At 72.9% G+C, this 26128-nt stretch carries 22 protein-coding genes; 17 read left to right on the top strand and 5 right to left on the bottom strand.

From position 1 onward, the window contains the following. The first annotated feature begins 13 nt into the window (after positions 1 to 13). On the top strand, positions 14 to 811 hold the full coding sequence (locus ABZ249_RS20685; RefSeq protein WP_355265302.1) for a hypothetical protein: 798 nt from the start codon (positions 14 to 16) through the stop codon (positions 809 to 811). A gap of 129 nt (positions 812 to 940) precedes the next feature. Here ABZ249_RS20685 and ABZ249_RS20680 read toward each other — a convergent pair whose 3' ends face one another. Continuing rightward, entirely contained in the window at positions 941 to 2134 is a 1194-nt protein-coding gene (locus ABZ249_RS20680; protein WP_355265299.1) for an MFS transporter, read from the bottom strand. A 308-nt stretch (positions 2135 to 2442) separates the two neighbouring features. Between ABZ249_RS20680 and ABZ249_RS20675 the strand changes: the two genes are divergently transcribed. Then, positions 2443 to 3003, top strand: a complete 561-nt coding sequence (locus tag ABZ249_RS20675) for a GNAT family N-acetyltransferase (protein WP_220560266.1) — start codon at positions 2443 to 2445, stop codon at positions 3001 to 3003. A gap of 128 nt (positions 3004 to 3131) precedes the next feature. Further along, entirely contained in the window at positions 3132 to 4439 is a 1308-nt protein-coding gene (locus ABZ249_RS20670) for a phosphoribosyltransferase family protein (RefSeq protein ID WP_355265296.1), read from the top strand. A gap of 141 nt (positions 4440 to 4580) precedes the next feature. Here ABZ249_RS20670 and ABZ249_RS20665 read toward each other — a convergent pair whose 3' ends face one another. Further along, entirely contained in the window at positions 4581 to 4880 is a 300-nt protein-coding gene (locus ABZ249_RS20665; RefSeq protein ID WP_017588640.1) for a WhiB family transcriptional regulator, read from the bottom strand. An 876-nt stretch (positions 4881 to 5756) separates the two neighbouring features. Between ABZ249_RS20665 and ABZ249_RS20660 the strand changes: the two genes are divergently transcribed. From ABZ249_RS20660 to ABZ249_RS20635, 6 genes are all read left to right on the top strand, one after another. Next, positions 5757 to 6164, top strand: coding sequence for a YccF domain-containing protein (locus ABZ249_RS20660; protein ID WP_355265293.1), 408 nt, complete (start codon positions 5757 to 5759; stop codon positions 6162 to 6164). Between the two features lie 126 nt (positions 6165 to 6290). Next, positions 6291 to 7688 carry an AI-2E family transporter gene (locus ABZ249_RS20655; protein ID WP_355265291.1) on the top strand — a complete coding sequence of 466 codons (1398 nt, stop codon included), beginning with the start codon at positions 6291 to 6293 and terminating at the stop codon, positions 7686 to 7688. Positions 7689 to 7902: 214 nt separating this feature from the next. After that, positions 7903 to 9501, top strand: coding sequence for an ABC-F family ATP-binding cassette domain-containing protein (locus ABZ249_RS20650; protein ID WP_355265288.1), 1599 nt, complete (start codon positions 7903 to 7905; stop codon positions 9499 to 9501). Between the two features lie 230 nt (positions 9502 to 9731). Further along, on the top strand, positions 9732 to 9938 hold the full coding sequence (locus tag ABZ249_RS20645) for a helix-turn-helix domain-containing protein (RefSeq protein WP_220560271.1): 207 nt from the start codon (positions 9732 to 9734) through the stop codon (positions 9936 to 9938). 67 nt (positions 9939 to 10005) lie between these two features. Next, the gene (locus ABZ249_RS20640; RefSeq protein ID WP_220560272.1) at positions 10006 to 10842 is read left to right on the top strand and encodes an enoyl-CoA hydratase/isomerase family protein; all 837 of its coding nucleotides are present in this window, start codon (positions 10006 to 10008) and stop codon (positions 10840 to 10842) included. Positions 10843 to 11189: 347 nt separating this feature from the next. After that, entirely contained in the window at positions 11190 to 12884 is a 1695-nt protein-coding gene (locus tag ABZ249_RS20635; protein WP_355265284.1) for a DEAD/DEAH box helicase, read from the top strand. Between the two features lie 85 nt (positions 12885 to 12969). Here ABZ249_RS20635 and ABZ249_RS20630 read toward each other — a convergent pair whose 3' ends face one another. After that, a complete protein-coding gene (locus ABZ249_RS20630; protein ID WP_355265281.1) occupies positions 12970 to 14283 on the bottom strand; it encodes an MFS transporter in 1314 nt (437 codons plus the stop codon). 217 nt (positions 14284 to 14500) lie between these two features. On the opposite strand from ABZ249_RS20630, the gene ABZ249_RS20625 reads away from it, so the two are divergent. The 6 genes from ABZ249_RS20625 to ABZ249_RS20600 all read left to right on the top strand — a co-directional run bounded on the left by ABZ249_RS20625 (position 14501) and on the right by ABZ249_RS20600 (position 21626). Continuing rightward, positions 14501 to 16051: an alanine/glycine:cation symporter family protein gene (locus tag ABZ249_RS20625; protein ID WP_355265278.1), complete on the top strand. Its 1551-nt coding sequence runs from the start codon at positions 14501 to 14503 to the stop codon at positions 16049 to 16051. Between the two features lie 328 nt (positions 16052 to 16379). After that, on the top strand, positions 16380 to 17447 hold the full coding sequence (locus tag ABZ249_RS20620) for a permease (protein ID WP_355265275.1): 1068 nt from the start codon (positions 16380 to 16382) through the stop codon (positions 17445 to 17447). Further along, positions 17444 to 18235, top strand: coding sequence for a TIGR03943 family protein (locus ABZ249_RS20615; RefSeq protein WP_355265273.1), 792 nt, complete (start codon positions 17444 to 17446; stop codon positions 18233 to 18235). Before ABZ249_RS20620 ends, ABZ249_RS20615 begins: the two co-directional genes overlap by 4 nt. Before the next feature lie 207 nt (positions 18236 to 18442). Then, positions 18443 to 19780 (top strand): HAMP domain-containing sensor histidine kinase, encoded by a 1338-nt coding sequence (locus tag ABZ249_RS20610; RefSeq protein ID WP_355265270.1) that lies wholly within the window; start codon positions 18443 to 18445, stop codon positions 19778 to 19780. Further along, positions 19777 to 20952, top strand: a complete 1176-nt coding sequence (locus ABZ249_RS20605; RefSeq protein WP_355265267.1) for an AI-2E family transporter — start codon at positions 19777 to 19779, stop codon at positions 20950 to 20952. The genes ABZ249_RS20610 and ABZ249_RS20605 overlap by 4 nt, the downstream gene beginning before the upstream one ends. A 29-nt stretch (positions 20953 to 20981) precedes the next feature. Further along, the gene (locus ABZ249_RS20600; RefSeq protein ID WP_355265264.1) at positions 20982 to 21626 is read left to right on the top strand and encodes a VTT domain-containing protein; all 645 of its coding nucleotides are present in this window, start codon (positions 20982 to 20984) and stop codon (positions 21624 to 21626) included. Positions 21627 to 21686: 60 nt separating this feature from the next. Here the strand turns inward: ABZ249_RS20600 and ABZ249_RS20595 are convergent, their stop codons facing one another. Continuing rightward, complete coding sequence (locus ABZ249_RS20595) at positions 21687 to 23012, bottom strand: ABC transporter substrate-binding protein (RefSeq protein WP_355265261.1); 1326 nt, start codon at positions 23010 to 23012, stop codon at positions 21687 to 21689. A gap of 394 nt (positions 23013 to 23406) precedes the next feature. Here ABZ249_RS20595 and ABZ249_RS20590 point away from each other — a divergent pair, with 394 nt between their 5' ends. Continuing rightward, on the top strand, positions 23407 to 23535 hold the full coding sequence (locus ABZ249_RS20590; RefSeq protein ID WP_355265258.1) for a hypothetical protein: 129 nt from the start codon (positions 23407 to 23409) through the stop codon (positions 23533 to 23535). Between the two features lie 6 nt (positions 23536 to 23541). Here ABZ249_RS20590 and ABZ249_RS20585 read toward each other — a convergent pair whose 3' ends face one another. Then, positions 23542 to 24447 (bottom strand): LysR family transcriptional regulator, encoded by a 906-nt coding sequence (locus tag ABZ249_RS20585; RefSeq protein ID WP_355265255.1) that lies wholly within the window; start codon positions 24445 to 24447, stop codon positions 23542 to 23544. 516 nt (positions 24448 to 24963) lie between these two features. On the opposite strand from ABZ249_RS20585, the gene ABZ249_RS20580 reads away from it, so the two are divergent. Next, on the top strand, positions 24964 to 26118 hold the full coding sequence (locus ABZ249_RS20580; protein WP_355265252.1) for an acyl-CoA dehydrogenase family protein: 1155 nt from the start codon (positions 24964 to 24966) through the stop codon (positions 26116 to 26118). The last annotated feature ends 10 nt before the right edge of the window (positions 26119 to 26128 follow it).

Raw genomic sequence — 26128 nt, 5'->3', positions numbered from 1 at the left:
AGAAAGGAGTGGGATGACCCCCAAGAAGCGTGCACTGACCGTGACCGCGGCCGGCCTGTTCATGGCCGGGTTCTCGGTGAGCCCTGCGTTCGCCGAGACCATCGAGGAGACCGCCCCTGCGGCCGCTCCCGAAGCGGCCCAGCAGGTCACCGAACCCCAGGTCCTTCCTGAGGTCCCGGTCGTCACCCCCATCGTCGGCGGGATCGCCGAAGGCGTCGGAGAACTCTTCGACACCCCGCCCTCCCCGGACCCCGGTGGCGGCGACGACGGCGGTGACCCCGGTGAGGGTGAGAACCCCGGCGGTGGTGACCCCGGTGAGGGTGAGAACCCCGGTGGCGGTGACCCTGGCGAGGGTGAGAACCCCGGCGGTGGTGACCCCGGTGAGGGTGAGAACCCCGGTGGTGAGGACCCGGGCGGGGAGGACCCCGGTGGTGAGGACCCGGGCGGGGAGGACCCCGGCGGGGAGGACCCCGGTGGCGAGGACCCGGGTGGTGAAGACCCGGGCGGGGAGGACCCCGGCGGTGAAGACCCCGGTGGTGAGAACCCCGGCGGGGAGAACCCCGACCCGGGTGACGGCGGGAACCCCGGTGACGACGACGGTGACGAGAGCCAGGCTCCCGGCACCAGCACTCCCGGCAGCACCTCCCCGGTGACCGCCGGCACCTCGGGTTCCAGCGGGACCACCCCCACCCTGCCGACCACCGGTGTCGACATGGAGGGCTTCGTCCTGGGCGGTGCCATCGTCACGGGCATCGGCGCCATCGCCCTCTGGGCGGGCGCGCGCCGTCCCTCCGCGATGCCGGCGGAGTAACACGGCGGATCGGCACGGTTCCGCCGGCCGTCGCCCGGTGAGGGCGCGGACCACGTGCACGGGCCCCCGGACGCCTCGGCGTCCGGGGGCCCGCACCGTTCCTCCGGCCCTTCGCCTCCGCGCTCCCTCTCAGGCGCGCGGGCGCAGCACCGGGGCGAGCAGGAACGCGAACACCCCGGCCGCCGCGATCGTCCACAGCGCGGTCCCCAGCGCCGTCGCGTCCGCGATCAGGCCCACCGCCGGCGGGAACGCCAGGAAGCCCGCGCGGCCCAGCCACCCGACGATGGTCACCCCGTCGCCGGTGCGCACCCCGGGCACGTTCCCGGCCGCCGCCAGCGTCAGCGGGAACAGCGTGGACACTCCCAGCCCCATCACCCCGAACCCGATGACCGTCGTCGCCTGGTGCGGCAGCGCGAGCGCCAGCGCGATCCCGCCCGCCGCCAGCAGGCCGCAGGCCCGGCCCACGGTCGCGGCACCGAACCTGTCGGTGACCCGGTCGCCCAGCAGGCGGCCCACCACCATCATCGCCTGGCAGGCCACGAACGGCATCGCCGCCAGGAACAGGGAGGCGTCCAGTTCGTCGGCCATGTACACCGCGCCCCAGGACGCCGCGGAGTCCTCGATGCCCCCGGCCAGCATCAGCAGCACGCCCAGCGCGACGAGCAGCAGCACCGCGCGCCCGGGGATGCGCGGTCGCCGCCCGTCCGCCTCCCGCGCGCCGTCGGCGCGTTCACTGTCCTCGGGGCCGGGCAGCAGCATCCGGCTCACCGTCAGGTTCACCGCCACCAGCACCACCGCCGTACCGCCCAGGTGCCACAGGATCGGCACCCCGGAGCCGGCCATGACCGCGCCGAGCAGGCCGCCGGAGACCGCGGCCAGGCTCCACACCGCGTGGAAGGTGTTGATGATGGTCCGCCCGTACCGGCGCTGCACCCGCAGCCCGTGCGAGTTCTGCGCCGAGTCCGTCCAGGCGTCGGCACAGCCCATGACGAACAGGGCCCCCGCCAGCGCCCACCAGTTCTGCGCCAGCGCGATGAATGGAAGCGCTCCCAGCGACAACAGGCTGGTCCCCACCGCTGTGGGCCCGCTTCCGAAGCGGTGGATCAGCGGCCCGGCGAGCATCCCGGTCAGGATCGCGCCGGTCGGCATCGCCGCGATCGCCAGCCCCAGCTCGGCGTTGCTCAGCCCCAGCCCCGACTTGATCGCCGGAAGCCAGGGGACCGCGTTGGTGTAGGTGAAACCGTTGACGAAGAAGAGGGCGGAGACCGCGAGCCTGGCCCGGCGGGCCTGCCGGGGCGGGGCGGTGGTCTTCGGGCTGTTCATGCGTCTCCCACGGGTGGCCGTTCGGTGCCTGCGGATGCTATCGACTCCGGTCCGGGTCCGGCCATGCGTTTCCCGGCCCCCGCGATCTCCCCTCCGGTGGGCTTGCGATCCGCCGCCGTTCCGATTTACATGGGGATTCCGCTCAGTAACGGAGAAGCCCCCGACGACCCCCGACGACTGCACACGGTCACCACCGCACCCGGTCCCCGCCCCCAGCGACCCGCTCACGCACAGGGCACGGGCCCCCGACGCCGACTCCCTCGCCCCGGCCGCCGTTCCGCGGCGCCCGGCCGGAACCGGAAGAGCCCATGATCAATACGAGCGCGCTGCGAGACAAACCCACACTCACCGGAAAGCACGTGCGCCTGGTGCCGCTGGGCCCCGAGCACACGGACGCCTACTTCGCGGCGGGACTCGACGAGGAGATCCGCAGACTCACCGGGACCCACCACCACCTCACCTACGACGAGGCCCGGGAGTGGTGCCGCGGCCGCCCGCGGAGCCCGGACCGGCTGGACCTGGCCATCACGGCCCCGCACGACGGCCGCTACCTCGGCGAGCTGTCGCTGTACTCGGTGGCCCCGGAGAACGAGAGCGCCGGGTACCGCATCGCCCTGTCCGCCCTGGAGTTCACCGGGCAGGGGCTGGGCCGGGAGGCCACCCGGATGGTGCTGGAGTACGCCTTCGAGCACGTCGGCCTGCACCGGGTGTGGCTGTACGTCTACGCCTTCAACATGAGGGCCATCGCCGTGTACCGCTCCTGCGGCTTCTCCGTCGAGGGGCGGCTGCGCGACTCGCTGCTGTGGGAGGGGCGCCGCCACGACGCCCTGCTCATGGCCGTGCTGCGGAACGGGTACCGCAGGACCTGACCCGGGGGTTTTGACCGTGGCCGGGGTTGCAACCTCCGGCTCCCGGGGTATGTCCGGTACCACTTTTCCATCGGCTCCCTTCGACACGGCGAGAGGAGCGGCGCCCGAGCCCGGCGCCGGTGAGGCACATGAATCCGGTACCCGTTTCCCTGCCGTTCACCGACCGCTCCGAGGCGGGCCGCCGCCTGGCGGAGCGGGTCCGGCCGTACGCGGTCTCGGACCCCCTGGTCCTGGCCCTGCCCCGGGGCGGTGTCCCGGTCGGCGCGGAGCTGGCCCGCCGCCTCGACGCCGACTTCGACGTTCTGGTCGTCCGCAAGATCGGCCTTCCGGGCCACCCCGAGCTGGGGGTCGGCGCGATCGCCGAGGACGGGCGCGTCCTCTTCGACGACCTGGCCCTGGCCCGGATGCGGGTGCCCCGCCAGGCCCTGGCCGGGACGGTGGACGCCGAGCGCGCCGAACTCGACCGGCGCCGCCGGGTCTACCGGGGCGAGCGCCCGCCCCCGGACATCGCCGGGCGCGACTGCGTGGTCGTCGACGACGGGGTGGCCACCGGCGGCACCGCCCGCGCCGCCCTGCGCATGGTGCGCCAGGCCGGCCCGGCCCAGCTGGTGCTGGCCGTCCCGGTCGCCTCCAGGGAGGCGATCGCGATGCTCAAGGAGGAGGCCGACGCCGTCGTGGTGCTCGGAGTCCCGGACAACTTCCGGGCGGTGGGGGAGTGGTACCGCGACTTCGACCAGCTCTCCGACGGCCACGTCACCGCCATCATGTCGGAGGTGGGGCGCAGCCACAGCCGGCCGGGCACGGCCCGGGGCGTGCGGGTGCGCGCGGGCGACGTCTACCTGGACGGCGACCTCACCCTCCCTGCGGCGCTGCGCGGCGCGGTGGTCCTGGCGTTCGGGGAGGCGCGCGGCGATCCGCGCTGGCGGGCGATCGCCTCGGTGCTGCAACGGGCGGGGTACGCGACCCTGATGCTCGACCTGCTGGTGGGGGAGGAGCGCTCCTCGGTGGGCGGCGGCGCCGCGACGGAGGTGCTGGGAGAGCGGCTGAGTTCGGCCGTCACCTGGCTGCGCCGGGCCACCGACGCCGCCAGCGAGCCGGTGGGGGTGCTGGGCTCGGGGGCCGGTGCCCCGGCGGCGCTCGTGACCGCCGCGCGGCGGCCGGGCGACGTGGCCGCGGCGGTGGTGCACGGCGGCCGGATCGACCTCGCCGAGCCCGCGCTGCCCGACGTGCGCGCCCCGGTCCTGGTGATGCTGGAGAGCCGCGACTCGTTCGTGCGCGAACTGGGGGAGTGGGCCCGGGGCCGGATGGGCGGGCCCACCGACCTCAAGGTGCTGTCGGGGGCCGAGGAACTGCTCCGGGGCGCCCGGGAATGGCGGCAGGTGGCGGTGGAGGCCCAGGACTGGTTCGACCGCTACCTCCCGCGCGGCCGGGGCTGAGGCCCGGGCCCGGAGGGCGCCGGAGAACGAAGAACCCGCGCCGCCGCCGACGGAGTGTCGGGGCGACGCGGGTTTCGCACGGGGCCGGGGCCGCCGAGGAGGAAGATCGGCCGGATCGCGGTTGCGCGACCGCCTGAGGACTCAGGCGGCGTTGGCGCGACGCATACGACGACGGCGCTCGGAGGCGCGCTCGTCCTCGTTCAGGCCGCCCCAGGTGCCGTACTTCTCCGGACGCGAGATCGCATAGTCCAGGCAGTCGGTTCGAACCGGGCAGGCCGCACAGATCTCCTTGGCCTTGCGCTCGCGGATCTCCCGCTCCGGCTGGCGCTCGCCATCCGGGCCGAAGAAGAGCACAAGGTCCTCGCCCCGGCACGCGGCGGCATCCTGCCACCCCCAGCTCGGGCGGGGGCGCAGCGCGGCCTGCCGACGTACCTGAGACATGCTTGAACCACCTCTACTGAAATCACTAGTAAGCTGTCGGAAAAAGCTTCAGTCACCCAAAAGTCGGTCATGCGGCGTGAGCGACCCCGCACGACGCAAACGCCGAACGGTGCAGGCGATGTTCCCCGGTGTGGCTGAGACCACGAGAAGCACGCGAACCGAGCGGCGGTGATCGCCGACTGCGGGTGTGTTCTCACGCGAACGGCTCTCGGAGGCGGTGACGGCCATCCGTCCGAGCCGGTACGTAATCATGCCATCCCCACTCCCGATCGTGCACGGGGGGTGGGGAAATTACTCGCCCAACCGTTACCGAAATCTGATGCCTTGCGGCGGATCTCCGGTCGTTTGTCCGAGTTCGTCACTTATTGCAAGAACGAGTGCCTTGCGAAGGACACAGCACATCGTATGGGGCGATGTCGCTCCTGCCTAGGGGCTCCCCCTGATACGCCGATCACATTGCGGACACGACACGTCACCGCGATTGGGTGGGACCGTATGTCCTCACCCTCCGTCGCCGCCCCCGGGGTGGCGGCCGGCGCGAACCCCCGCCCCCTGGGGGCCGACGGCGGCCGACGGGCGACGGCTGGGAGGGGCCGCGGCCGTGGGCCGTCCGTTGAGGGTGGTGGCGGGCGACGGGCGGGAGGGCTGCGGCTGTAGGCCGTCCGTTGAGGGTGGTGGCGGGCGACGGGCGGGAGGGCTGCGGCTGTAGGCCGTCCGTTGAGGGTGGTGGCGGGCGACGGGCGGGCCCCTAGGGGAAGGACCAGGGGCGCGCAGGAGGAACAGGTCGTGGTGTCCGGGCGTCACACGCGATAGAAAGCGAAGGACACCCCGATACCGGGTCGTCCTCTGGCACCACCACAAGGAGTTCGAGTCGCCGTGGCCCTCCTGCGGTTCATCCTCAACGTCATCTGGCTCTTCGTCGCGGGTTTCTGGCTCGCGGTGGGCTACGCCTTCGCCGGGCTCATCTGCTGCATCCTCATCGTCACGATCCCCTTCGGCGTCGCCTCCTTCCGGATGGCCGGATACGCCCTGTGGCCCTTCGGCCGCGAACTCGTGCGCAAGCCCGGCGCGGGCGCGGGCAGCACCGTCCTCAACGTCATCTGGCTGATCGTCGCCGGCTGGTGGCTCACCCTGGGGCACATCGCCACCGCGATCGGCCTGGCGATCACCATCATCGGCATCCCCATGGCCTGGGCCTCGCTCAAGATGATCCCGGTCGCGCTGGCCCCCTTCGGCAACGAGATCGTCGAGAGCGGCCGTCCCCGGGAACCCTGGCAGTTCTGACACCGTTCTCACGCCGACGGGTGCGAACCCCCCATCCCCCGGACGCATCACCCTCTACAAGAACCCCCGTGCACCCCTCCACCCCGTGACGGGGGGCACCCGCAGAAGTGAAGAAATGGAGTCGATGTGCAAGCCCAACGGCCGGGAGTCTGGGCGCTCCTGAACAAGTGGCTCGCCGCGCGCCGGGCCAACGAGGAGCGCCGGGCCAGGCTGGAGGCCGAGGAGCGCGAGATCGCCGAGGCCAGGCGCCGGGCCGAGGAGGCGGCGGCGCAGGCCGAGGCCGCCCCGCCGGACCTGCTGCGCCGGGTCAGCGACGTCGCCTGGCGGATGCTGCTCATCGGATTCGTCGCGGGCCTGCTGATCTACGCGCTGGTGTACCTGTCGGTGGTCACCCTGCCGCTGATCCTGGCGGTCTTCATCACCGCGCTGCTGATGCCGCTCGCCAACTGGCTGCGCCGCAAGGGGCTCGGCCGGGGGCTCTCCACCACGATCTCCATCGTGGTGGCGCTCATCGTCTTCGGCGGCGTCCTGACGATGATCATCATGCCGGCGGTCCAGGGCTCGGACGCCCTGGTCTCCAGCGTCACCGAGGGCCTGGAGGAGATCCAGAACCTCCAGCTGCCGTTCGGGCTGAGCCCCGAGATGTTCGAGCTCGACGACATGATCGCCGACGCCACCCGGCAGATCACCACCATGATCGAGGAGAACAGCAGCCAGCTCATCAGCGGCGCGTGGACCGCGGGCGCCGCGGTCGTCTCGATCCTGGTCGGCATCGTCCTCATCATCGCCCTGACCGTGTACTTCGTGCACTCGGGCGACCTGCTCATGGACTGGCTGCTCACCCTGCTCCCGCCGGGGTCGCGCCCCGGCCTGCAGCACGCCGGGCACGTCACCTACAAGGTGATGGGCAACTACGTGCGCGGGGTGGCGGCGGTCGGCGCCATCGACGCCATCGGCATCGGTGTGCTGCTGATCTTCATCCTCGACCCCAGCCTGGCGATCCCGCTGATCGTGCTCACCTTCATCGGCGCGTTCCTGCCGATCATCGGTGCGTTCCTCAGCGGCCTGGTCGCCGTCCTGGTGACGTTCGTGACCGTGGACTGGGTCATGGCCCTGGTCGTGCTCGGCTGGGTGCTGCTCATCCAGCAGCTGGAGAGCAACCTCTTCGCGCCGCGCATCTACGGCCAGGCGCTGGAACTGCCCTCGCCGGTCGTGCTCATCGCGATCTCCATCGGCGCCGTCCTGGGGAACATCCCCGGCATGTTCCTGGCCACCCCCGTGGCCGCGGTGCTCGCCGCCCTGCTGCGCGACCGGCCGCCGGCCGCACCGGAGGAGCAGGAGGAGGCCGAGCCCGACGACCCCGGCTCCGCGCCGACGGAGAAGGCCAAGAAGAAGCAGGGGGTCATGGCCACGACGCCCTCCCCGGGGGAGGGCACCGCCAAGACCGGGGCCAAGGCCGCTCCCAAGCCCGGCAAGGGGGACAAGAAGGAGGAGCGTCCGGAGGACCCGCCCTCCGACGGCTGACCCCGCCCCCCGGGAATGTCCGGCGTCCCCGTTCCTGTTCGACAGGACGGGGACGCCGTCGTCCCGGGGAGAAAACCCCTGGCGGCGCCCCCGACCGCTGCCGTTAGGCTGGATCGGTCGGCCCCCGCGCCACCGCTCCCCCGTCCGCCCGCACCGCCGTCGGACCGGCGCGCACGGCCGCCCGAACCGTCTCCACCTCGTAGGAAGCCCCATCATGCTGATCGCCACCGACCTCGAACTGCGCGTCGGTCCTCGCCTCCTGCTGGAGCCGACCACCTTCCGCGTCGCCGCCGGTGACCGCATCGGACTCGTGGGGCGCAACGGCGCGGGCAAGACCACGATGACCAAGGTGCTGGCGGGCGAGGGCCTGCCCACCGGCGGCACGGTCACCTCCTCCGGGAGTATCGGCTACCTGCCCCAGGACCCCCGCACCGGCGACCTCGACGTGCTGGCCCGCGACCGCATCCTGTCGGCCCGCGGCATCGACGAGGCCCTGCGCGGGCTGCGCGAGGCCGAGAAGAAGATGGCCAGCACCGACACCAAGACCCGCAACAAGGGCGTGCGCGCCTACGGGCGCTGGGAGGAGCGCCTGCACGTGCTGGGCGGCTACGCCGCCGAGTCCGAGGCCGCCGCCATCGCCTCCAGCCTGGGCCTGCCCGACAAGGTGCTGGGCCAGCCGCTGCGCACCCTGTCCGGCGGCCAGCGCCGCCGCATCGAGCTGGCGCGCATCCTGTTCAGCGGGGCCGACACCCTGCTGCTGGACGAGCCCACCAACCACCTGGACGCCGACTCCATCGCCTGGCTGCGCGACTTCCTCAAGTCCCACCAGGGCGGGCTCATCGTGATCAGCCACGACGTGGAGCTGGTCGAGCAGGTGGTGAACAAGGTCTTCTACCTGGACGCCAACCGAAGCGTCATCGACATCTACAACATGGGCTGGAAGCAGTACCTGGCCCAGCGCGAGGCCGACGAGCGCCGCCGCAAGCGGGAGCTGGCCAACGCCGAGAAGCAGGCCGACACCCTGCGCAAGCAGGCCGACAGGTTCCGGTCCAAGGCGACCAAGGCGCGCGCCGCCCAGCAGATGCTCAACCGCGCCGACCGCATCATGGACGGCGTGGCGGGGGTGCGCCAGGCCGACCGCGTCGCCAAGCTGCGCTTCCCCGACCCGGCGCCGAGCGGGCGCACCCCGCTGATGGCGGAGGGGCTGTCCAAGTCCTACGGGTCGCTGGAGATCTTCACGGGCGTGGACCTGGCCATCGACCGGGGCAGCCGGGTCGTCATCCTGGGCCTCAACGGCGCGGGCAAGACGACCCTGCTGCGACTGCTGGGCGGGATCGAGCAGCCCGACTTCGGGCGGGTGGTCCCCGGGCACGGGCTCAAACTGGGCTACTACGCCCAGGAGCACGAGACCCTGGACGTGGACCGCAGCGTCCTGGAGAACATGATGAGCGCCGCCCCGGACCTGCCGGAGGTCGAGGCGCGGCGCACCCTGGGCTCGTTCCTGTTCACCGGGGACGACGTGGACAAGCCCGCCGGGGTGCTCTCCGGCGGCGAGAAGACCCGGCTGGCCCTGGCCACGCTGGTGGTCTCCAGCGCCAACGTGCTCCTGCTGGACGAGCCGACCAACAACCTGGACCCGGCCAGCCGCGAGGAGATCCTGGCGGCGCTGCGCAACTACAAGGGCGCGATCGTGCTGGTCACCCACGACGAGGGGGCGGTGGACGCGCTCCAGCCCGAGCGGGTCATCCTGCTGCCCGACGGGGTCGAGGACGTGTGGAACGCCGAGTTCGAGGACCTCATCGCGCTGGCGTGAGCGCCGGCGGGGCGCCCGGGCGCCCGGGCGCCCGGGCGCCCCGGGACGGGGGTGGACGCCCGGGGGACCGGTGAGGTTCACCCTTCCTCTTTTCGGTCGGCGTTTGCGGCGTTCCGAAAATGGGCGATCGCCCGGCGTGTCCGGCGTGGCGGGCGGTCAATGTGGCGGTCCGCGATCCCGATGTCCCATCATGAGGGTCCCTGACCGTCGACCCCTCGAGGAGTGAACCTGTGAACGACGCGCTGGGAAAGGGCACCCGGGTGGCCGGTGAGAACCGCTCCGAACTCGCCGTCGAGCTCAAGCGCCGCTACGACGCGGGCGAGAGCATCCGCCAGCTGGCGGCGGCCACCGGGCGTTCCTATGGTTTCGTGCACCGCCTGCTCGGCGAGGCGGGGGTGGAGCTGCGCGGCCGGGGCGGGGCGACACGCAAGGCCTGAGCGCGCCCTGGCGGTTACCCATGGGTAATATTCGGGGTGACACGGCACACCCACGGAAGGAACCCCCATGGCACAGGCCGCGAACGGCGCCGGTGAGCCGCCCACCGAGGACGAGCTCTCCCGGGCCGGGCTCCGGCTGAGGGTGGACGGGCACGTCGCCCGCATCACCATCAGCCGCCCCGAGCGCCGCAACGCGATGACCGGGCGCACCTGGACGACCCTGGCCCACATCGGCCAGACCCTTCCCGAGGATGTCCGAATCGTCGTGATCGCCGGAGAGGGCGACATCTTCTCCGCCGGGATCGACCTCAACATGTTCACCCCCGAAGGGGTCGAGGGGGAGCGCTCCCTGGTGGCCGGCGTCCTGGACGGCAGCGCCGACGCCGACGACATCGAGGGCCACATCGCCGAGCTGCAGGCCGGGTTCCTGTGGCTGCGCCGCCCCGACATCGTCAGCGTCGCCGCCGTCCGCGGGCACGCCATCGGCGCCGGGTTCCAGCTGGCCCTGTCCTGCGACATCCGCATCCTCGCCGAGGACGCCAAGTTCACGATGAAGGAGCCCGCCCTGGGGCTGGTCCCCGACCTCACCGGCACCAAGCCGCTGGTCGACATCGTCGGCGTCAACCGCGCCGTCGAGATCTGCCTGACCGCCCGCCGGGTCGAGGCCGCCGAGGCCCGCGAGCTGGGCCTGGCGGAGCTGGTCGTCCCCGTGGAGGAGCTGGAGGGCGCCGTCGACGACGTCGTCGCCGCGCTGCTGGCGACCAACCCCGAGGCGGCAGCCGCCACCAAGGCGCTGCTCCAGCAGGCCGCGGGCAACACGCTCGAGGAGCAGGCCCGCGCCGAGCGCCGCGCGCAGGTCGACCGGCTGACCTCCCTGGCCAAGGCCATGGGCGCCGGGGCCTGACCCCGCGCCGCCCGAAGGCGGGGGGCGGGACGGAGAGACCCGGATCACCGGTGAAAAACGCCCGTCCCGTCCCCACTTCGGAGCGATCTCTAGTAGGCTTCACCAAGCGGTCGTTCGCAATGCCGCGCGCATCAGGGCGCGCCGAGACCGCTCAAGACGCGGATCTCGTACGCCGATCACCTCGGCGCGACTCTTCCCGAAGAGACCAAGCCCCATGTCCGACGTAGGGGCCCACATCCGCGTGTGATCAGGCGCGTTTGTGTGATTTCTTCGCCGGGACCGCGATGGCCTTCCGTGTGGAGCCTTCCTCGAAACGCCGCCAACCGATGAGGAAGGTACACGTCACCTTGACGGACACTGCCGTAGAGCCTGCCTTCGACAGCCTCGGGCTTCCCCAGGACATCGTCGAAGAGCTGGCCAAGAACGGTGTGACCAACCCGTTCCCGATCCAGGCGGCCACGATCCCCGACGCCCTCGAGGGACTCGACGTCCTCGGCTGCGGCCGCACCGGCTCGGGCAAGACCCTGGCCTTCGGCCTGCCGGTCCTGGTCCGCGCCGCCGAGCGCCGGGCCGCCGCCAACCGCCCCCGGGCCCTGATCCTCGTGCCCACCCGCGAACTCGCCCACCAGGTCCGCGACGCGCTGCGCACCTACGCCCGCATCGTGGGCGCCCGCGTCGGCGACGTCGTGGGCGGCAGCTCCTACACCCGCCAGATCAACGAGCTGCGCCGCGGTGTCGACGTCCTGGTCGCCACCCCCGGCCGCCTCACCGACCTGATCGAGCAGGGTGCCTGCGACCTGGGCGACGTCGAGATCTCGGTGCTGGACGAGGCCGACCAGATGTGCGACATGGGCTTCATGCCGCAGGTCAGCGAGCTGCTCGACCAGGTCAAGCCCGAGGGCCAGACCCTGCTGTTCTCCGCCACGCTCGACGGCGACGTCGACAAGCTGGTGCGCAAGTACATGAACGACCCGCGCACCCACTCGGTGGACCCGCCGGTCTCCCAGGTCACCACCATGGAGCACCACCTGCTCAAGGTGCTGCCCCGCGACAAGAACAAGATCATCGCCCAGATCGCCGCGCGCGAGGGCCGCACCATCCTGTTCGTGCGCAGCAAGTACCGCGCCGACACGATCAGCGAGCAGCTGGCCGAGGCCGGCGTGCCCAGTGCCTCCCTGCACGGCGGCAAGACCCAGAGCGTGCGCACCCGCACCCTGGCCAAGTTCCGCGAGGGCCGCATCCAGGCCCTGGTCGCCACCGACGTCGCCGCGCGCGGCATCCACGTCGACGGCATCGACCTGGTCGTCAACGTCGACCTGCCCACCGGGCACAAGGACTACCTGCACCGCGGCGGCCGCACGGCCCGCGCCGGCTCCTCCGGCTCCGTGGTGTCCCTGGTGGCGCCCAACCAGCGCCGCATGGCCCGACGCCTGCTCAGCGACGCCGGCGTCGACGCCCAGCAGCACCTGGTGAACCCCGGCGACGAGCTGCTCGCCGAGGTGACCGGAGCCCGCGAGCCCTCCTGGGAGCCGTGGATCGAGCCGCCGGAGCCGGTGCGCGAGCGCCGCGGCCGCGGCGGCCCGCGCGGCGGCGGTTACCGCGGGGGCTACCGCGGCGACCGGCGTGAGGGCGGCTACCGCGGCGGCGAGCGCCGTGAGGGCGGCTTCCGCGGTGACCGCGACGGTGGCTTCCGCGGCGGGGACCGCCGTGAGGGCGGCTACCGGGGCGACCGCGAGGGCGGTTTCCGCGGTGGCGACCGTGAAGGCGGCTTCCGTGGCGGCGAGCGCCGTGAGGGCGGCTACCGTGGCGACCGCGACGGTGGTTTCCGCGGCGGGGACCGCCGTGAGGGCGGCTTCCGCGGTGACCGCGAGGGCGGTTTCCGCGGCGGCGAGCGCCGCGAGGGCGGCTTCCGCGGGGGTGACCGCCGTGAGGGCGGCTACCGCGGCGGCGAGCGCCGGGGCGGCTACCGGGACGACTCCCGGGGCGGCCCGCGCGGCAACCGCCGCGGCGGCGAGCGCTTCGACTCCGCCCGCCAGTACTGAGCGAGCACCGACCCGGGCCCGGCAGGATCACCTGCCGGGCCCGGGCCCTTACCGGGGTGAGGACTCCTCTCGGACGCGGTGCCGATCAGTCCAGGGAACGGCCCCGGGTCTCCCGGGACGCCCACACCGCCGTCAGCGTGAGCGCGCCCATCGCCGCCACGTACAGCGAGATCGGCAGGCTCGACCCGAACGCGGCCAGCAGGGCCGTCGCGATCAGCGGGGCCACCCCGCCCGCCGCGATCGACGCCAGCTGGTAGCCCACCGACGCCCCCGAGTAGCGCGTCCGCGTGCTGAACAGCTCCGAGAAGAACGCCGCCTGCGGGCCGTACATGGCACCGTGCATCACCAGGCCCATCGTCGCGGCCAGCGTCACCGCCCAGAACGCGCCGGTGTCGATCAGCGGGAAGAACGCGAACGCCCACAGGCCGACCCCGGCCGCGCCGACCGCCGTCACCGGGCGGCGCCCCACCCGGTCCGACAGCGCGCCCCACAGCGGGATCGTCACCAGGTGGACCGCCGAGGCGATGAGCACCGCGTTCAGCACCAGGCCGTTGGGCATCTCCGCCTGCTGCGTCGCGTAGACCAGGATGAACGCGGTGACGACGTAGTAGGAGACGTTCTCGGCCATCCGCACGCCCATCGCGACGAGCGCCTCACGCCAGTGGTGGCGCAGTACGCCGACGATGGGCGCCCGCTCCCGCTCGCCCGACCCCTCGGCCCGGGCCCGCGCCTCCTGGAACACCCGGGACTCGGTCACCGCCAGGCGCACCCACAGGCCGATGAGGACCAGCACCCCGGACAGCAGGAACGGGATGCGCCAGCCCCAGTCCAGGAAGGCCTCGTCGGGCAGGGCCACGGCCAGGACCGCCAGCACCGCGGTGGCCAGCAGGTTGCCGCCGGGCGCGCCCGCCTGCGGCCAGGAAGCCCAGAAGCCCCGGTGCTCGGGCCTGCCGTGCTCGGCGACCAGCAGGACGGCCCCGCCCCACTCGCCGCCCAGGGCGAACCCCTGGACGACCCGCAGCAGGGTCAGCAGCAGCGGCGCGGCGACGCCGACGGCGGCGTAGGTCGGCAGCAGGCCGATCGCGAAGGTCGCGCCGCCCATCAGCAGCAGGCTCAGGACCAGGAGCTGTTTTCGGCCGATCCGGTCGCCGAAGTGGCCGAAGACCAGTCCGCCCAGCGGGCGGGCGATGAAGCCGACCGCGTAGGTGGTGAACGCCAGCATGGTGCCCACCAGCGGATCGGACTCGGGGAAGAAGACGTGGTTGAAGACGAGGGCGGCGGCCGACCCGTAGAGGAAGAAGTCGTACCACTCGATGGTGGTGCCGATCAGGCTGGCGGTCACCACGCGCATGAAGGGGGTGCGCTTCGCGGCGGCGGGGTCTGGGGTGGTCGTGCTCATGTTCCGAACGGTAGAGACGCCGATCGGCAGTGACCATGGTCACATGCGCCATATGTGACCGCCCCGGTATGGGTGATGGCCCCGTGCGGCGCTGACATTAAGGTCCTTTACCGCGGTTTCGCGTGTCCGCGTCCCGTTCCGGCCGGGCCGCGGTGGACAGTGGCGGGCAGACCCCGGTGCCGTCAACGGGGCCACCCGGTCGCCGGAAGGGAAACGCGTGCCCGTCCTCAACACCTTTCTCGTCGCCGTCAACAACGTCTTCTGGTCCTACTTCCTCATCCCACTCCTCGTCCTGCTGGCCGTGTACTTCACGGTCCGGTCCGGTGTGGTGCAGCTGAGGCTGCTGCCGGAGATGTTCCGGGTCCTGCGCAGCAGCCCCGGCACGGCCCCCGACGGCGGCAGGGAGATCTCCTCCTTCCAGGCCTTCGCGATCTCGGCCGCCTCCCGGGTCGGCACCGGCAACATCGTGGGCGTGGCGACCGCGGTGATGCTCGGCGGTCCGGGCGCGGTCTTCTGGATGTGGGCGATGTCCTGCGTCCTGGGCGCGGCCGCGTTCGTGGAGTCGACCCTGGCCCAGCTGTACAAGGTGCGCACCCCCACGGGCTTCCGCGGCGGCCCCGCCTACTACATCCGCTACGGCCTGGAGAACCGGTGGATGAGCGTGCTGTTCGCGGTCGTCATCACCGTCACCTTCAGCCTGGTCTTCAACACGGTGCAGTCCAACAGCATCGCCGGGGCCGTCTCCACCTCCGTCGGCGACCTGGGCCTCCCCGCCGGCTGGTTCCTCGACGTCGTCGTCGGCCTGGGGCTGGTGGGCCTGACCGCGGCCGTCATCTTCGGCGGCGTGCGCCGCATCGCCACCGTCGCCCAGGCGCTGGTCCCGCTGATGGCGATCCTGTACATCCTGCTCGGCCTGGCCGTCGTGGCCCTCAACATCGAGGAGCTGCCCCGGGTGGTCGGCGACATCTTCGCCGGGGCGTTCGGGGTGCGCGAGTTCGTGGCGGGCGGTGCCGGGGCCGCGATCCTCCAGGGGATGCGCCGGGGCATGTTCTCCAACGAGGCCGGCCTGGGCTCGGCGCCCAACGCCGGCGCCACCGCGTCGGTCTCCCACCCCGCCAAGCAGGGCCTGGTGCAGACCCTGGGGGTGTACTTCGACACCTGGCTGGTGTGCTCGGTCACCGCGTTCATCATCCTGGTCTACGGGCCCGACTTCACCACGGAGACCGGGGCCGAGGTCACCCAGCGGGCGCTGGAGAGCACCCTGGGCGGCTGGTCCCTGCACGCCCTGACCGTGATCCTGTTCCTGCTGGCGTTCACGTCGGTGCTGGGCAACTACTACTACGGCGAGACCAACCTCGGGTTCCTGGACGCCGACCCCAAGCACATGGCGTACTTCCGCTACGCGGTGCTGGCGGCGGTCTTCCTGGGCGCCGTCGCCCCGCTCACCGTCGTGTGGAACCTCGCGGACATCGCGATGGGCGTCATGGCCACCGTCAACCTGCTGGCCCTGGCGCCGCTGTCGGCGGTCGCCTTCCGCCTGCTGGCCGACTACAGCCGCCAGCTGCGCAACGGGCTGGACCCGCAGTTCACGCTGTCCAAGATGCCCGACCTGCGCGGGGTCCAGTGCTGGGGCGAGCCCGGCGGGGCGCTGCCCGAGGACGTGGACCGCAGCCAAGGGCAGGCCCCGGCCGACCCGGCCGAGGCCCTGGCCGAGCACGACGAGACCCCGGAGGAGGGGCCCGAGGACGACGAGCGCCGGGGCGACTGAGGCCCGCGGACCGCGCGGCGGGGACACGGGGGGAGCGGACGGCGCTCCCCCCGTTGCCGTGCCGGACTCCTCCGGCGCGCGGGGGCGGGTGCGCGGTCCGGGCCGGTCGGTCCCGCTACGCCTGTGCCACGCTGTGGACGGTGCCCCCCGTTGCCGTGCCGGGGGCCCGGCACGCGGGGGCGGGTGTGCGGTCCGGGCCGGGCGGCCTCGCCATGCCCGTGCCACGGTGCGGAGGAGTCGTCCACAGGCCGTCCCGGACCGGTCCAGGACGAAAACGGTTTTCGGTACTATGCCCGAAGACCCACACGATCCATCACGGAGTGCCACCGTGTCCGAACGGACCACACCCCAGCACACCCACGGGGGCGAGCCCCCGCCCGGCGACCCGTTCGTCCCCGCACGGGACTCCGAGCTGCCACCCGACGACTGGGGGCGCCGCCGCGGCGGGCGCCGCACCGGGACGGTCTGGCTGTTCGCGGCGCTCATCACCGCGATGGCCGTCGGCCACGCCTGGTTCTCCGACCAGCTGACCGGGCCGGCGTTCCTGACCTGGGCGACCATCTTCACCGCCATCTGCTTCCAGGCGCTGCCCTTCCTGGTCTTCGGGGTCGCGCTGTCGGCGGCGCTCACCGCCTTCGTGCCGACCTCCGTCTACCAGCGGTTCATCCCGCGCAAGGCCGGCCACGCGGTCCCGGTGGCCGGGCTGTCCGGCGCGCTGCTGCCGGGCTGCGAGTGCGCGTCGGTGCCCATCGCCGGGAGCCTGATCCGGCGCGGGGTCGCCCCCGCCGCAGCGCTCACCTTCCTGCTGGCGGCGCCCGCCATCAACCCGGTCGTCATGATCGCCACCGCCGTGGCCTTCGCCGGGCAGCCGGAGATGGTGCTCGCCCGGTTCGTCGCCTCGCTGCTGGCCGCGGTCGTCATCGGCTGGATCTGGGTGCGCTTCGGCCGTACCGAGTGGCTGCGCCTGCCCTCGCGGCCGGTCGACCCGGGCGAGTCCAAGTGGCGGGTCTTCCGCGAGTCGATGGTGCACGACATGATGCACGCCGGCGGCTACCTCGTCGTCGGCGGGCTGGCCGCCGCCACCATCAACGTCATGGTCCCCCGCGAGTGGCTGCTGACCGTGGCGGGGATGCCGGTGGTCTCGGTGCTGGTGCTCGCGCTGCTGGCGATCCTGCTGTCGATCTGCTCCGAGGCCGACGCGTTCGTCGCGCTCAGCCTCACCGACTTCTCGCCCACCGCCAAGCTGGCGTTCATGGTGGTGGGCCCCATCGTGGACCTCAAGCTCATCGCCATGCAGGCCGGGATGTTCGGCTGGCGGTTCGTGGTGCGCTTCGTCCCCCTGTGCCTGATCGTCGCCCTGGCGGCCACCTTCCTGATCGGAGGCCTGATCCTGTGAACCGCATCGCGCAAGGGCTCACACTGGTGCTGCTGGGCACCTCGGCGCTCACCGCCACCGTGCCCACGGACATGTACCTCAACTGGGTCAAACCCGCCTTCCAGCCGTTCCTCATCGCCGCCGGCGCGGTCATGGCGGTGCTGGGCGTGTGGCTGGTCATCGCCGAGCTGCGCGGGGAGGCCGAGGAGCACGCGCACCACGCGCACCCCGGGGACGACGAGGCCGTCGCCGAGGCGTACGGGCACGGCGGCGGCCACGGCCACGACCACTCGCGCGCCCCGCACGTGGCCTGGCTGCTGCTGCTCCCGGTGCTCGCCGTGTTCGTGGTGGCCCCGCCGGCGCTGGGCTCCTACACCGTGCAGAGCACCGCCTCGGAGTCCTCAGCGCCACCGCCCCAGCGGGAGCGGTCGGGGCAGTTCGACGACGGCCTGGAGGAGGCCGCCGAGGGCGAGGTCGTCCCCCTGGAACTGCGCCAGTTCGTCATGCGCGCCTGGATCGACGAGGAGCGCGCGATGGCCGGGCGCACCGTCGAGCTCACCGGGTTCGCCGTCCCCGCCGAGGACGGCGAGGGATGGTACCTGGCCCGGCTCCAGATGGCCTGCTGTGCCGCCGACGCGGTGGTCAACAAGGTGCTGATCACCGACGGCCCCGTCCCGGAGGCGGACAGCTGGTGGACCGTCCGGGGCACCTGGGTGGAGCCCGAGGGGGAGCTGTACGACGTCAGCGAGCACCGGTTCGCGGTCACCGAACGGGAGGAGGTGACCGACCCGCCGGACCCCTACGAGTGATGCCGCGGGCCCCCGGACGACCGGAACGCCCCGAATCGGGACACGGGTCACTGTCCGTGCACCCACTGCGCCACACCGGGCCCAATTCGGCGGTTCACGGCCACGGCGGGTGACAATGGGCGGGTGTCGGACAGGAGCGGTGGCCGCAGACGGATCTGGAACCGCGTGCGTCCCCGCTCGATCAGAGGACGGGTCACCGCGGGGGCCATGATCGCGCTCGTGGTCGTCGTCGCCATCGGCCTGACCGTCTCCATCCTCCTGCTGCGCGACCTCATCACCTCCCAGGCCCGGGACCGCGCCGCCATCTCCGCGCGCCACGTCGTCGAGGAGATCAGCACGGAGCGCTACCCGGGGCCCGTCCCGGCCCCCGAACCGGTCCTGCGGCTCCAGGTCGTCGACTGGCACTCCGGCGAGGTGCTCGCTGCCAGCGACGCCATGCGCGGCCTCCCCCCGCTCACCCACGACCACCCCAGCCGGGGCGACTTCCGGGTGGACACCACCACCTGCGTGGACCGGGAAGACGAGGACTACACCGACTGCTACCTGGTGGTCGGGTACGCCGTCGCCGACTCCGCCTACGGCGACGTCATGGTGCTGGCGGCGTCCCGGACGCCCCCGGTCCTGGCCACGGGCACCCTGGAGGCGGTGCTGATCGGCACCTCGCTCGGGCTGCTCGCCGTCACCGCGCTGATCATCTGGGTCGGCGTGGGCCGCGCCCTGCGCCCGGTGGAGCTGATCAGCGACCAGATGGAGGCCATCTCCGTCACCGACCTGCACCGCAGGCTCCGGGTCCCGCGCACCGAGGACGAGATCGCGCACCTGGCCCGTACCGCCAACGCCAGCCTCGACCGGCTGGAGGAGGCCGTCACCCGCCAGCGCCGGTTCGTCTCCGACGCCTCCCACGAGCTGCGCAACCCCATCGCCGGGATGCGCGCCAAGCTGGAGGTGGAGCTGTCGGACCCCCGCCCCGACCCCCGGGAGCGCGAGCGGCTGCTGACCGACCTGCTCTCGGACACCGAGCGCCTGGAGAACATCGTCTCCGACCTGCTCGAACTCGCCCGCATGGGATCGGACCTGGCGGCCTCCCGCGAGCCCTTCGACCTCGCCGCCCTGGTGCGGAAGGAGTTCGGGGACCGCCAGGAGGTGGCCGACCTGCACGTCCGCGCCCCGGTCGAGGTCCCGGTGTGCATGGACCGGCTGCGGGTGACCCGGCTGCTGACCAACCTGGTCGCCAACGCCGAGCGCCACGCCCACGAGCGGATCGACATCGTCGTCGACCTCGACGAGGACGGATACGCGGTGGTGGAGGTGCACGACGACGGGTCCGGGGTCCCCGAGGCCGACCGCGAGCGGATCTTCGAGCGGTTCGCCCGGCTGCGCGAGTCGCGCGACCTGGACCCCGAGGGCAGCGGCCTGGGACTGGCCATCTCCCGGGAGATCGCCAAGGCCTACGGGGGCACCCTGGTGGCCGGTCGCAGCGACCTGCTCGGCGGTGCGCTGTTCACCCTGCGCGTTCCAGCGGAGAAGGGGGCGGAGACGGCATGAGCGACGGAGCGTCGACGGAGCCGAACGGCGGCAGGGGCGGACCGCGCGAGGGGAGGGGGCCGCGGGGGGAGGGGGCCGGACGGGAAGAGCACACGGCCCGGGAGGAGCCGCAGACGGCGGCGGAGGACCGTCCGGGACCCCCGGCCCGGCGCCCGGCCTACTTCCGGATCGGGTTCGTCGGGGCCCTGGGCGTGCTCGTCGCCTGGCTGATGGTGCAGGCACTGGTGGGCGTGCGCGGGGTGCTCGTCTACATCCTGGTGGCGCTCTTCCTCGCCGTCGGGCTCAATCCGATGATCGAGTTCCTGCACGTCCGCGCCCGCATGCCGCGGTGGGCGGCCATCGTCACCGTGTGCCTGGCCCTGGTGGCGTTCGCCGCCGTGTTCGTGTGGGCGATCGTCCCGCCGCTGAGCGCGCAGATCGCCGGCCTGGCCGCCGGGCTGCCCGCGATGATCGGCGACCTCCAGGAGAACCCCTTCTTCGCCGACCTGAACGAGCGCTACGACCTGCTGGACAAGCTGCAGGGGGCGGTCGTCGACCCCGACGTGGGGCGGCAGCTGTTCGGCGGCCTGGTCGGGGTGGGGCAGGTGGTCGTCGACTCCCTGGTGGCCTCGTTCACGATCTTCATCCTCACCCTGTTCTTCATGGCGTCGCTGCACGGCATCCTCGACGTCTGCTACCGGCTGGTGCCCCGCTCGCGGCGCGACGGGGTGCGCGAGATCGGCGACGAGATCGTGCTGCGCATCGGCGCGTTCATCGCCGGCCAGCTGGTGGTGGCGGCGATCACCGGGCTGGTGGCGTTCCTGTTCCTGTGGGCGGTCGGATCCGCCTACGCGCTGACCCTGGCCCTGGTGGTGGGCGTGACGGCGCTCATCCCGCTGGTGGGCACCACCATCGGCGCGCTGGCGGCCTCGCTGGCCATGGTGGTGGTGGACCCCTGGCTGGGGCTGTTCACCCTGGCCTTCTTCCTCGTCTACCAGCAGATCGAGAGCTACGTGATCTCCCCCCGGGTCATGCGCCGGGCCGTGCACGTCTCGCCGACCGCCAACATCACCGCGGCCCTGGTCGGCGGCGCCATGATGGGCCTGGTGGGGGCGCTGCTGGCGATCCCGGTCGCCGCGTCGCTGACGATCGTCCTCAACAAGGTGGTGTTCCCCCGGCTGGAGGAGGCCTGAGCGGCCCGGGCGCCGCGTAGGCTGCCCGGGTGGACGGACGAGGGGTGCGGGTGCGGGCGGTACTCGTGGTGGTGTGGGCGGCGGCGCTGGTCGCCGCCCTGGTCTACGGGCCCGAGCCAGAGCAGGTGCGCGCCTGGATCGAGGCGTCCGGACCGGCCGCCCCCGTCGCCTACGTGGTGCTGTACACGGTGGCGGTCTTCGCGCTGGTGCCCCGGCCCGCGCTGAACCTCGCCGCGGGGCTGCTCTTCGGGCTCGCGGCGGGGCTGCCGCTGGCCCTGGCCGGCGGGGTGGCCGCGGCGCTGGCGCAGTTCGCGGTCGCCCGGTACGTCGCCGGGGACGCCGTGGCCGGGCTGCTGCCCGCGGGCGCGCGTGCGCGGCTGGACGCCGTGGCCGGGGAGCACGCGCTCAAGGCCGTGCTCCAGCTGCGGCTGCTGCCGGTGGTCCCGTACCAGGTGGTCAACTACGGGTGCGGCCTCACCCGGATGCGGGTCGGGCCGTTCGCCCTGGGCACGCTGGTGGGCGGCGTCCCGGCGACCGCCGCGATGGTGCTGCTCGGGTCCGGGGGAGCGGACCTGGGGCTGCCCGCGGCGGTCGGCGGGATCGCGCTGGCGGCCCTGCTGGGGCTGCTGTGGTGGGTGCGCGCCCACCGCGGGCCGCGGGCGGGGGAGGCCTGACGGCCCGGCGGGCGCGGGGGAAGGGCACCGGGCCCCCTCCCGCGCCCGGCGCGCGGCGGGTCAGGAGCCCTCGCCGCCGAAGATCGCGACCTCGTCGGGAGTGGGCCGCTCCATGTCGAACGGGAGGATCTCCCCGCCGTCGCTGTCGGTGACCATCGGCTCCTGGAGGATCTCCGGGCTCTCGCCGGCGTTGTGCCGGACCACCATGACACCGCCGTAGCCGCTGTGGTCGGTCTCGGAGGCGGCGAAGGGCACCAGCCCCGGCCCGGTCCACTCGTGCGAGTTGAGGGTCTCGATCAGGGACGAGCGGGTCAGGTCGGGCCCGGTCTCCATGAGCACCTGGGCGAGCAGGACCGCCTGCACCATGCCGTAGACCGTGGTGTCGGTGAACGGGGTGTCGGCGTTGTACTCCTCGTGGATCTCCAGAAAGAACTCGGTCCACGGGTCGTCGCGCTGGGCCGCCATCGGCAGGAACGCGGTGATGATCAGCCCGTCCAGGAACGTCTCCGGCGGGACGTCCTCGGCGGGGGTGCCCTGGGCGTACTCCTCGATGAGGGAGGTCACGATCTCCACGTCACCGCCGAAACTGGGCGCGATCCACTGCGGGTCGTAGCCGATGGCGGTGGCCTCCAGGATCGCCAGGCCCAGGAAGGCCGGGATGCAGTGGCACACGACGACCTCCGCATCGCTCTCCTTCAGGGAGGCGATCTGGCCGGCGAGTTCGGGGGCCCCGGGGTCGTAGGACTCCCAGGCGACGATCTCGTCGGTGAGGTACTGCTCCAGCCCCGCCTGGGAGGAGGGGCCGACGTCGTCGTTCTGGTAGAGGAGGCCGACGTCGTCGCCGGGGAAGTTCTCGGCGATGTACCTCCCCTGGATCTTGGCCTCCCGGGAGTAGTCCACCTGGAAGCCGTAGCTGTAGGGGTAGACGTCCGGCTGGTCCCACGCCAGGGCGCCGGAGGAGACGAAGAGGTCGGGCACGCCGGCCTCGTTGATCTCGGCGATGACGGCCTCGTGGGTGGGCGTGCCCAGCCCGCCGAGCATCGCGAAGATCTCCTGGTCCTCGATCAGGGTGCGGGCGGCCTCGACGGTCTTGGACGGGTCGAAGGAGTCGTCCTGTACCTGGTACTCGATCCGGCGCCCGTGGATGCCGCCGTTGTCGTTGATGTAGTTGAACACGGCGCGGGCGCCGGTGGACACGTGCCGGAAACCGGGGGAGGCCGGTCCGGTGAGCGGTTGGTGCGTGCCGATGACGATCGCGTCGTCGGTGACCCCTCGGGTCTGGGCTGCGAGTTCCTCGGCCGCCTGGTCCGAGGACGCCCCCTCCGCGCAGGAGGTGGCGAGTACCGCGACGGCCAGTGCCGTGGCGATCGTTCTCAATGGTCGCATGGTGCTGTCCTGGACTTCGTTGTGCCTTCACGGAGCGGGTGTGAGTGGCCCAAGGGGGGAACGAGGCCGTTGCCGGGCCCGACAGGGATACCTACTGGCCGGTACGTTACCCGTGAGTAAACACCATACGCGTGTGTGAGACCACTGGTAACAGGTTCGAGATGTTGCGGATGGTGTTTGAGTGAACTCGTGATGTTGCCGCTGTCCACAGTCGGCCGTCCCGAACCGACGTGGACCCCCTGAGTTCCCCTGCGATCACCCCGTGCGTCGCGCGTGGCGCACCCGGGGCCGCGGCGCACCCGCGCCCACCGGTCCGCGCCGCCTGTCGGCCCTCCGCGACCGGCCGGCCCGGCGGGGGCCGCGCCGAGGGGCGGCCGGTCGCGCCCGGACCCGGGTGGTCCATCCGAACGGCTCGGGGGAGTGGGTCGTCACCGCCCTGGTCCTCGCGGCGGGGGCGGGACCGGGCCTGTGGGCGGTCGCCCCCTGGCTGCGGCGCCCGCGCGTCCGCCCCCGGGCGTCCTGACCCCCGTCAGCCCTGGGCCGGGCGCGCCCGGCCCAGGATCTCGCGGGCCAGCCGCGCGATGTCGTCGGAGGAGCCGCTGACCGCGCCGTCGCGCCGCCAGACCAGCAGGTGGCGCAGCTGTATGGGCTCGCCCTCCAGCCGGCGGACCACCACGTCCTCCCCGGTGTCGAAGTCCGACTGGCAGGGGGCGATCGCCCGGCGCCGGGCGACCAGGTCGCGGATCTCCGAGCGCTCGTAGAGCCGGTAGGGCACCTGCGGGGTGAACCCGGCGCGCTGGCAGGCCAGGTAGAAGCACTCCGGCCAGCCGGTGCCGTCCGGCGGGGTCAGCGCCCAGGGACAGTCCGCCAGGTCGCTCAGGGCCACCGTCGGCTTGTCCGCCAGCGGGTGGTCGGCCCACAGGGCCACGTGCAGCGGTTCCACCGCCAGCATCGCCCACGACAGCGGGCCGTCCGTGGACAGGTCCCGGTCCACGTAGTCGATGGTGGTGCCCAGGTCCAGGCGCCCGGCCCGGACCAGGTCGGTGACCAGCTTGGGGGAGTACTCGGTGCGCACGTGGGCGGGCACGTTCGGGAAGATCTCCGGCAGCCGCGCCGCCAGGTCGATCGCCAGCGGCCCCACCCCGCCCACGCGCAGCGTGGTGGGCGAGGCCCCCCGCGCGGTGATGTCGTGCAGCAGGTCGTCCATGGACAGCAGGACCGCGCGGGCGCGCACCAGCACGAACTCGCCCAGCTCCGTCGGGCGCACCCCCGAGCGGCCCCGGTGGAACAGCGCGCCGCCCACCTCGCGCTCGATCCGCTGGAGCTGGGTGGTCAGCGCGGGCTGGGAGGTGGAGAGCGCGGCGGCCGCCTTGGTGACGCTTCCGGTGTCGGCCAGGAGGCAGATGGTGCGCAGATGGCGGAGTTCGAGATCCATCAGGGCCTCCTGGGCCGGCCGTCGGACGGTGGTCGGGGTGCTGCTCCGGGCCGGTCGGGGGCGTGTGGGGCGTGTCCGCCGCGGGCGCGCGGGGACGCGCCCGCCGGACCCCTCCCGGGCGCCGTGCCGCGGTCTCCCGTTCCGCCCGCGCCGCCCATCGGCCACTGTCGACTGTACAACGCGTCCCGGCGGGGCTCCGGTGCGTGCCGGGCGCGGGCTGCGGACACGGGCGCGCCGGCGGGCCGGGGGCCGCCGTTCCGCCGTGGGTGTCTGCAAGGGGACATGGCGTGGAATCTAGGCGTTCCGGGCGCCGCTGTACAGATGCCCTCCGCGGGCGGCCGCGGCGGAACACCCCGTGCAGCCCCCTCGGTCCCCGGGGCCCCGGTGTCCAAGGGGCGCCTCCCGGAGTGGGTGTCGCCATGGGATATGGTGCCGTGCGTCACTATATAGTTGGACGTCCTACTACATTCCCGCGGAAGATCCCGGGGAATGGCGAGGAACCGGTGGAGAGGACTCATGGCGGTCGAACGCATGCTGCCCACGCCCGAGGCGGAACAGCTCCTGGAGCTGACCCGGGAACTCGTGGACAAGGAGCTCGCCCCGCGCGCCGCCCGGGACGAGGAGGAGGGCGCCTTCCCCCGCGACCTGTTCCGCACCCTGGGGGCGGCCGGACTGCTCGGCCTGCCCTACGACGAGGAGTACGGCGGCTCGGGCCAGCCCTACGAGGTCTACCTCCAGGTCGTGGAGGAGCTGGCCCGCGGCTGGCTCGCCGTCGGCCTGGGCGTCAGCGTCCACACCCTGTCCTGCTACCCCCTGGCGTCCTTCGGCTCCGACGCCCAGAAGGCCGAGCACCTGCCCGCCATGCTCGGCGGCGACCGGCTGGGCGCCTACTGCCTGTCGGAGACCGCCTCCGGCTCCGACGCCGCGGCCATGACCACCCGCGCCGAACGCGACGGTGACGGCTACCTGGTCAACGGCGCCAAGGCGTGGATCACCCACGGCGGCGAGGCCGACCACTACACCCTGTTCGCCCGCACCGGCGCCCCGGACTCCGGGGCCCGCGGCATCAGCTGCCTGCACGTCCCGGCCGGCGCCCCGGGCCTGTCGGCGGCCGCGCCCGAACGCAAGATGGGCATGCGCTCCTCCACCACCTCCGGGGTCCTCTTCGACGGCGTCCGCGTCGGTGCCGACGCCCTCATCGGAGAGGAGGGCAAGGGGTTCGGCATCGCCCTGTCGGCCCTGGACTCCGGCCGCCTGGGCATCGCCGCCTGTGCGGTGGGCGTCGCCCAGGCCGCACTCGACGCCGCCCTGGCCTACTCCCGGGAGCGCCGCCAGTTCGGCTCCGCCATCGGCGACTTCCAGGGGGTCGGCTTCATGCTCGCCGACATGGCCACCCAGGTCGCCGCCTCCCGCGAGCTGTACCTGGCCGCCGCCCGCCGCCGCGACGCCGGCCTGGCCTTCTCCGAGCAGGCCGCCATGGCCAAGCTCATGGCCACCGACACCGCCATGAGGGTCACCACCGACGCCGTCCAGGTCTTCGGCGGCTACGGCTACACCCGCGACTTCCCGGTCGAGCGCTACATGCGCGAGGCCAAGGTCCTCCAGATCGTCGAGGGCACCAACCAGATCCAGCGCCTGGTGATCAGCCGCCACCTCGCCCGCCGCGCCTGAGCCGCCACCG

This window comes from Nocardiopsis sp. NPDC006139, from assembly GCF_040614155.1.
Lineage (GTDB): Bacteria > Actinomycetota > Actinomycetes > Streptosporangiales > Streptosporangiaceae > Nocardiopsis > Nocardiopsis changdeensis.
The sequence above is the reverse complement of the archived record's forward strand: the minus strand, read 5'-3'. Positions and strand labels throughout refer to the sequence as shown.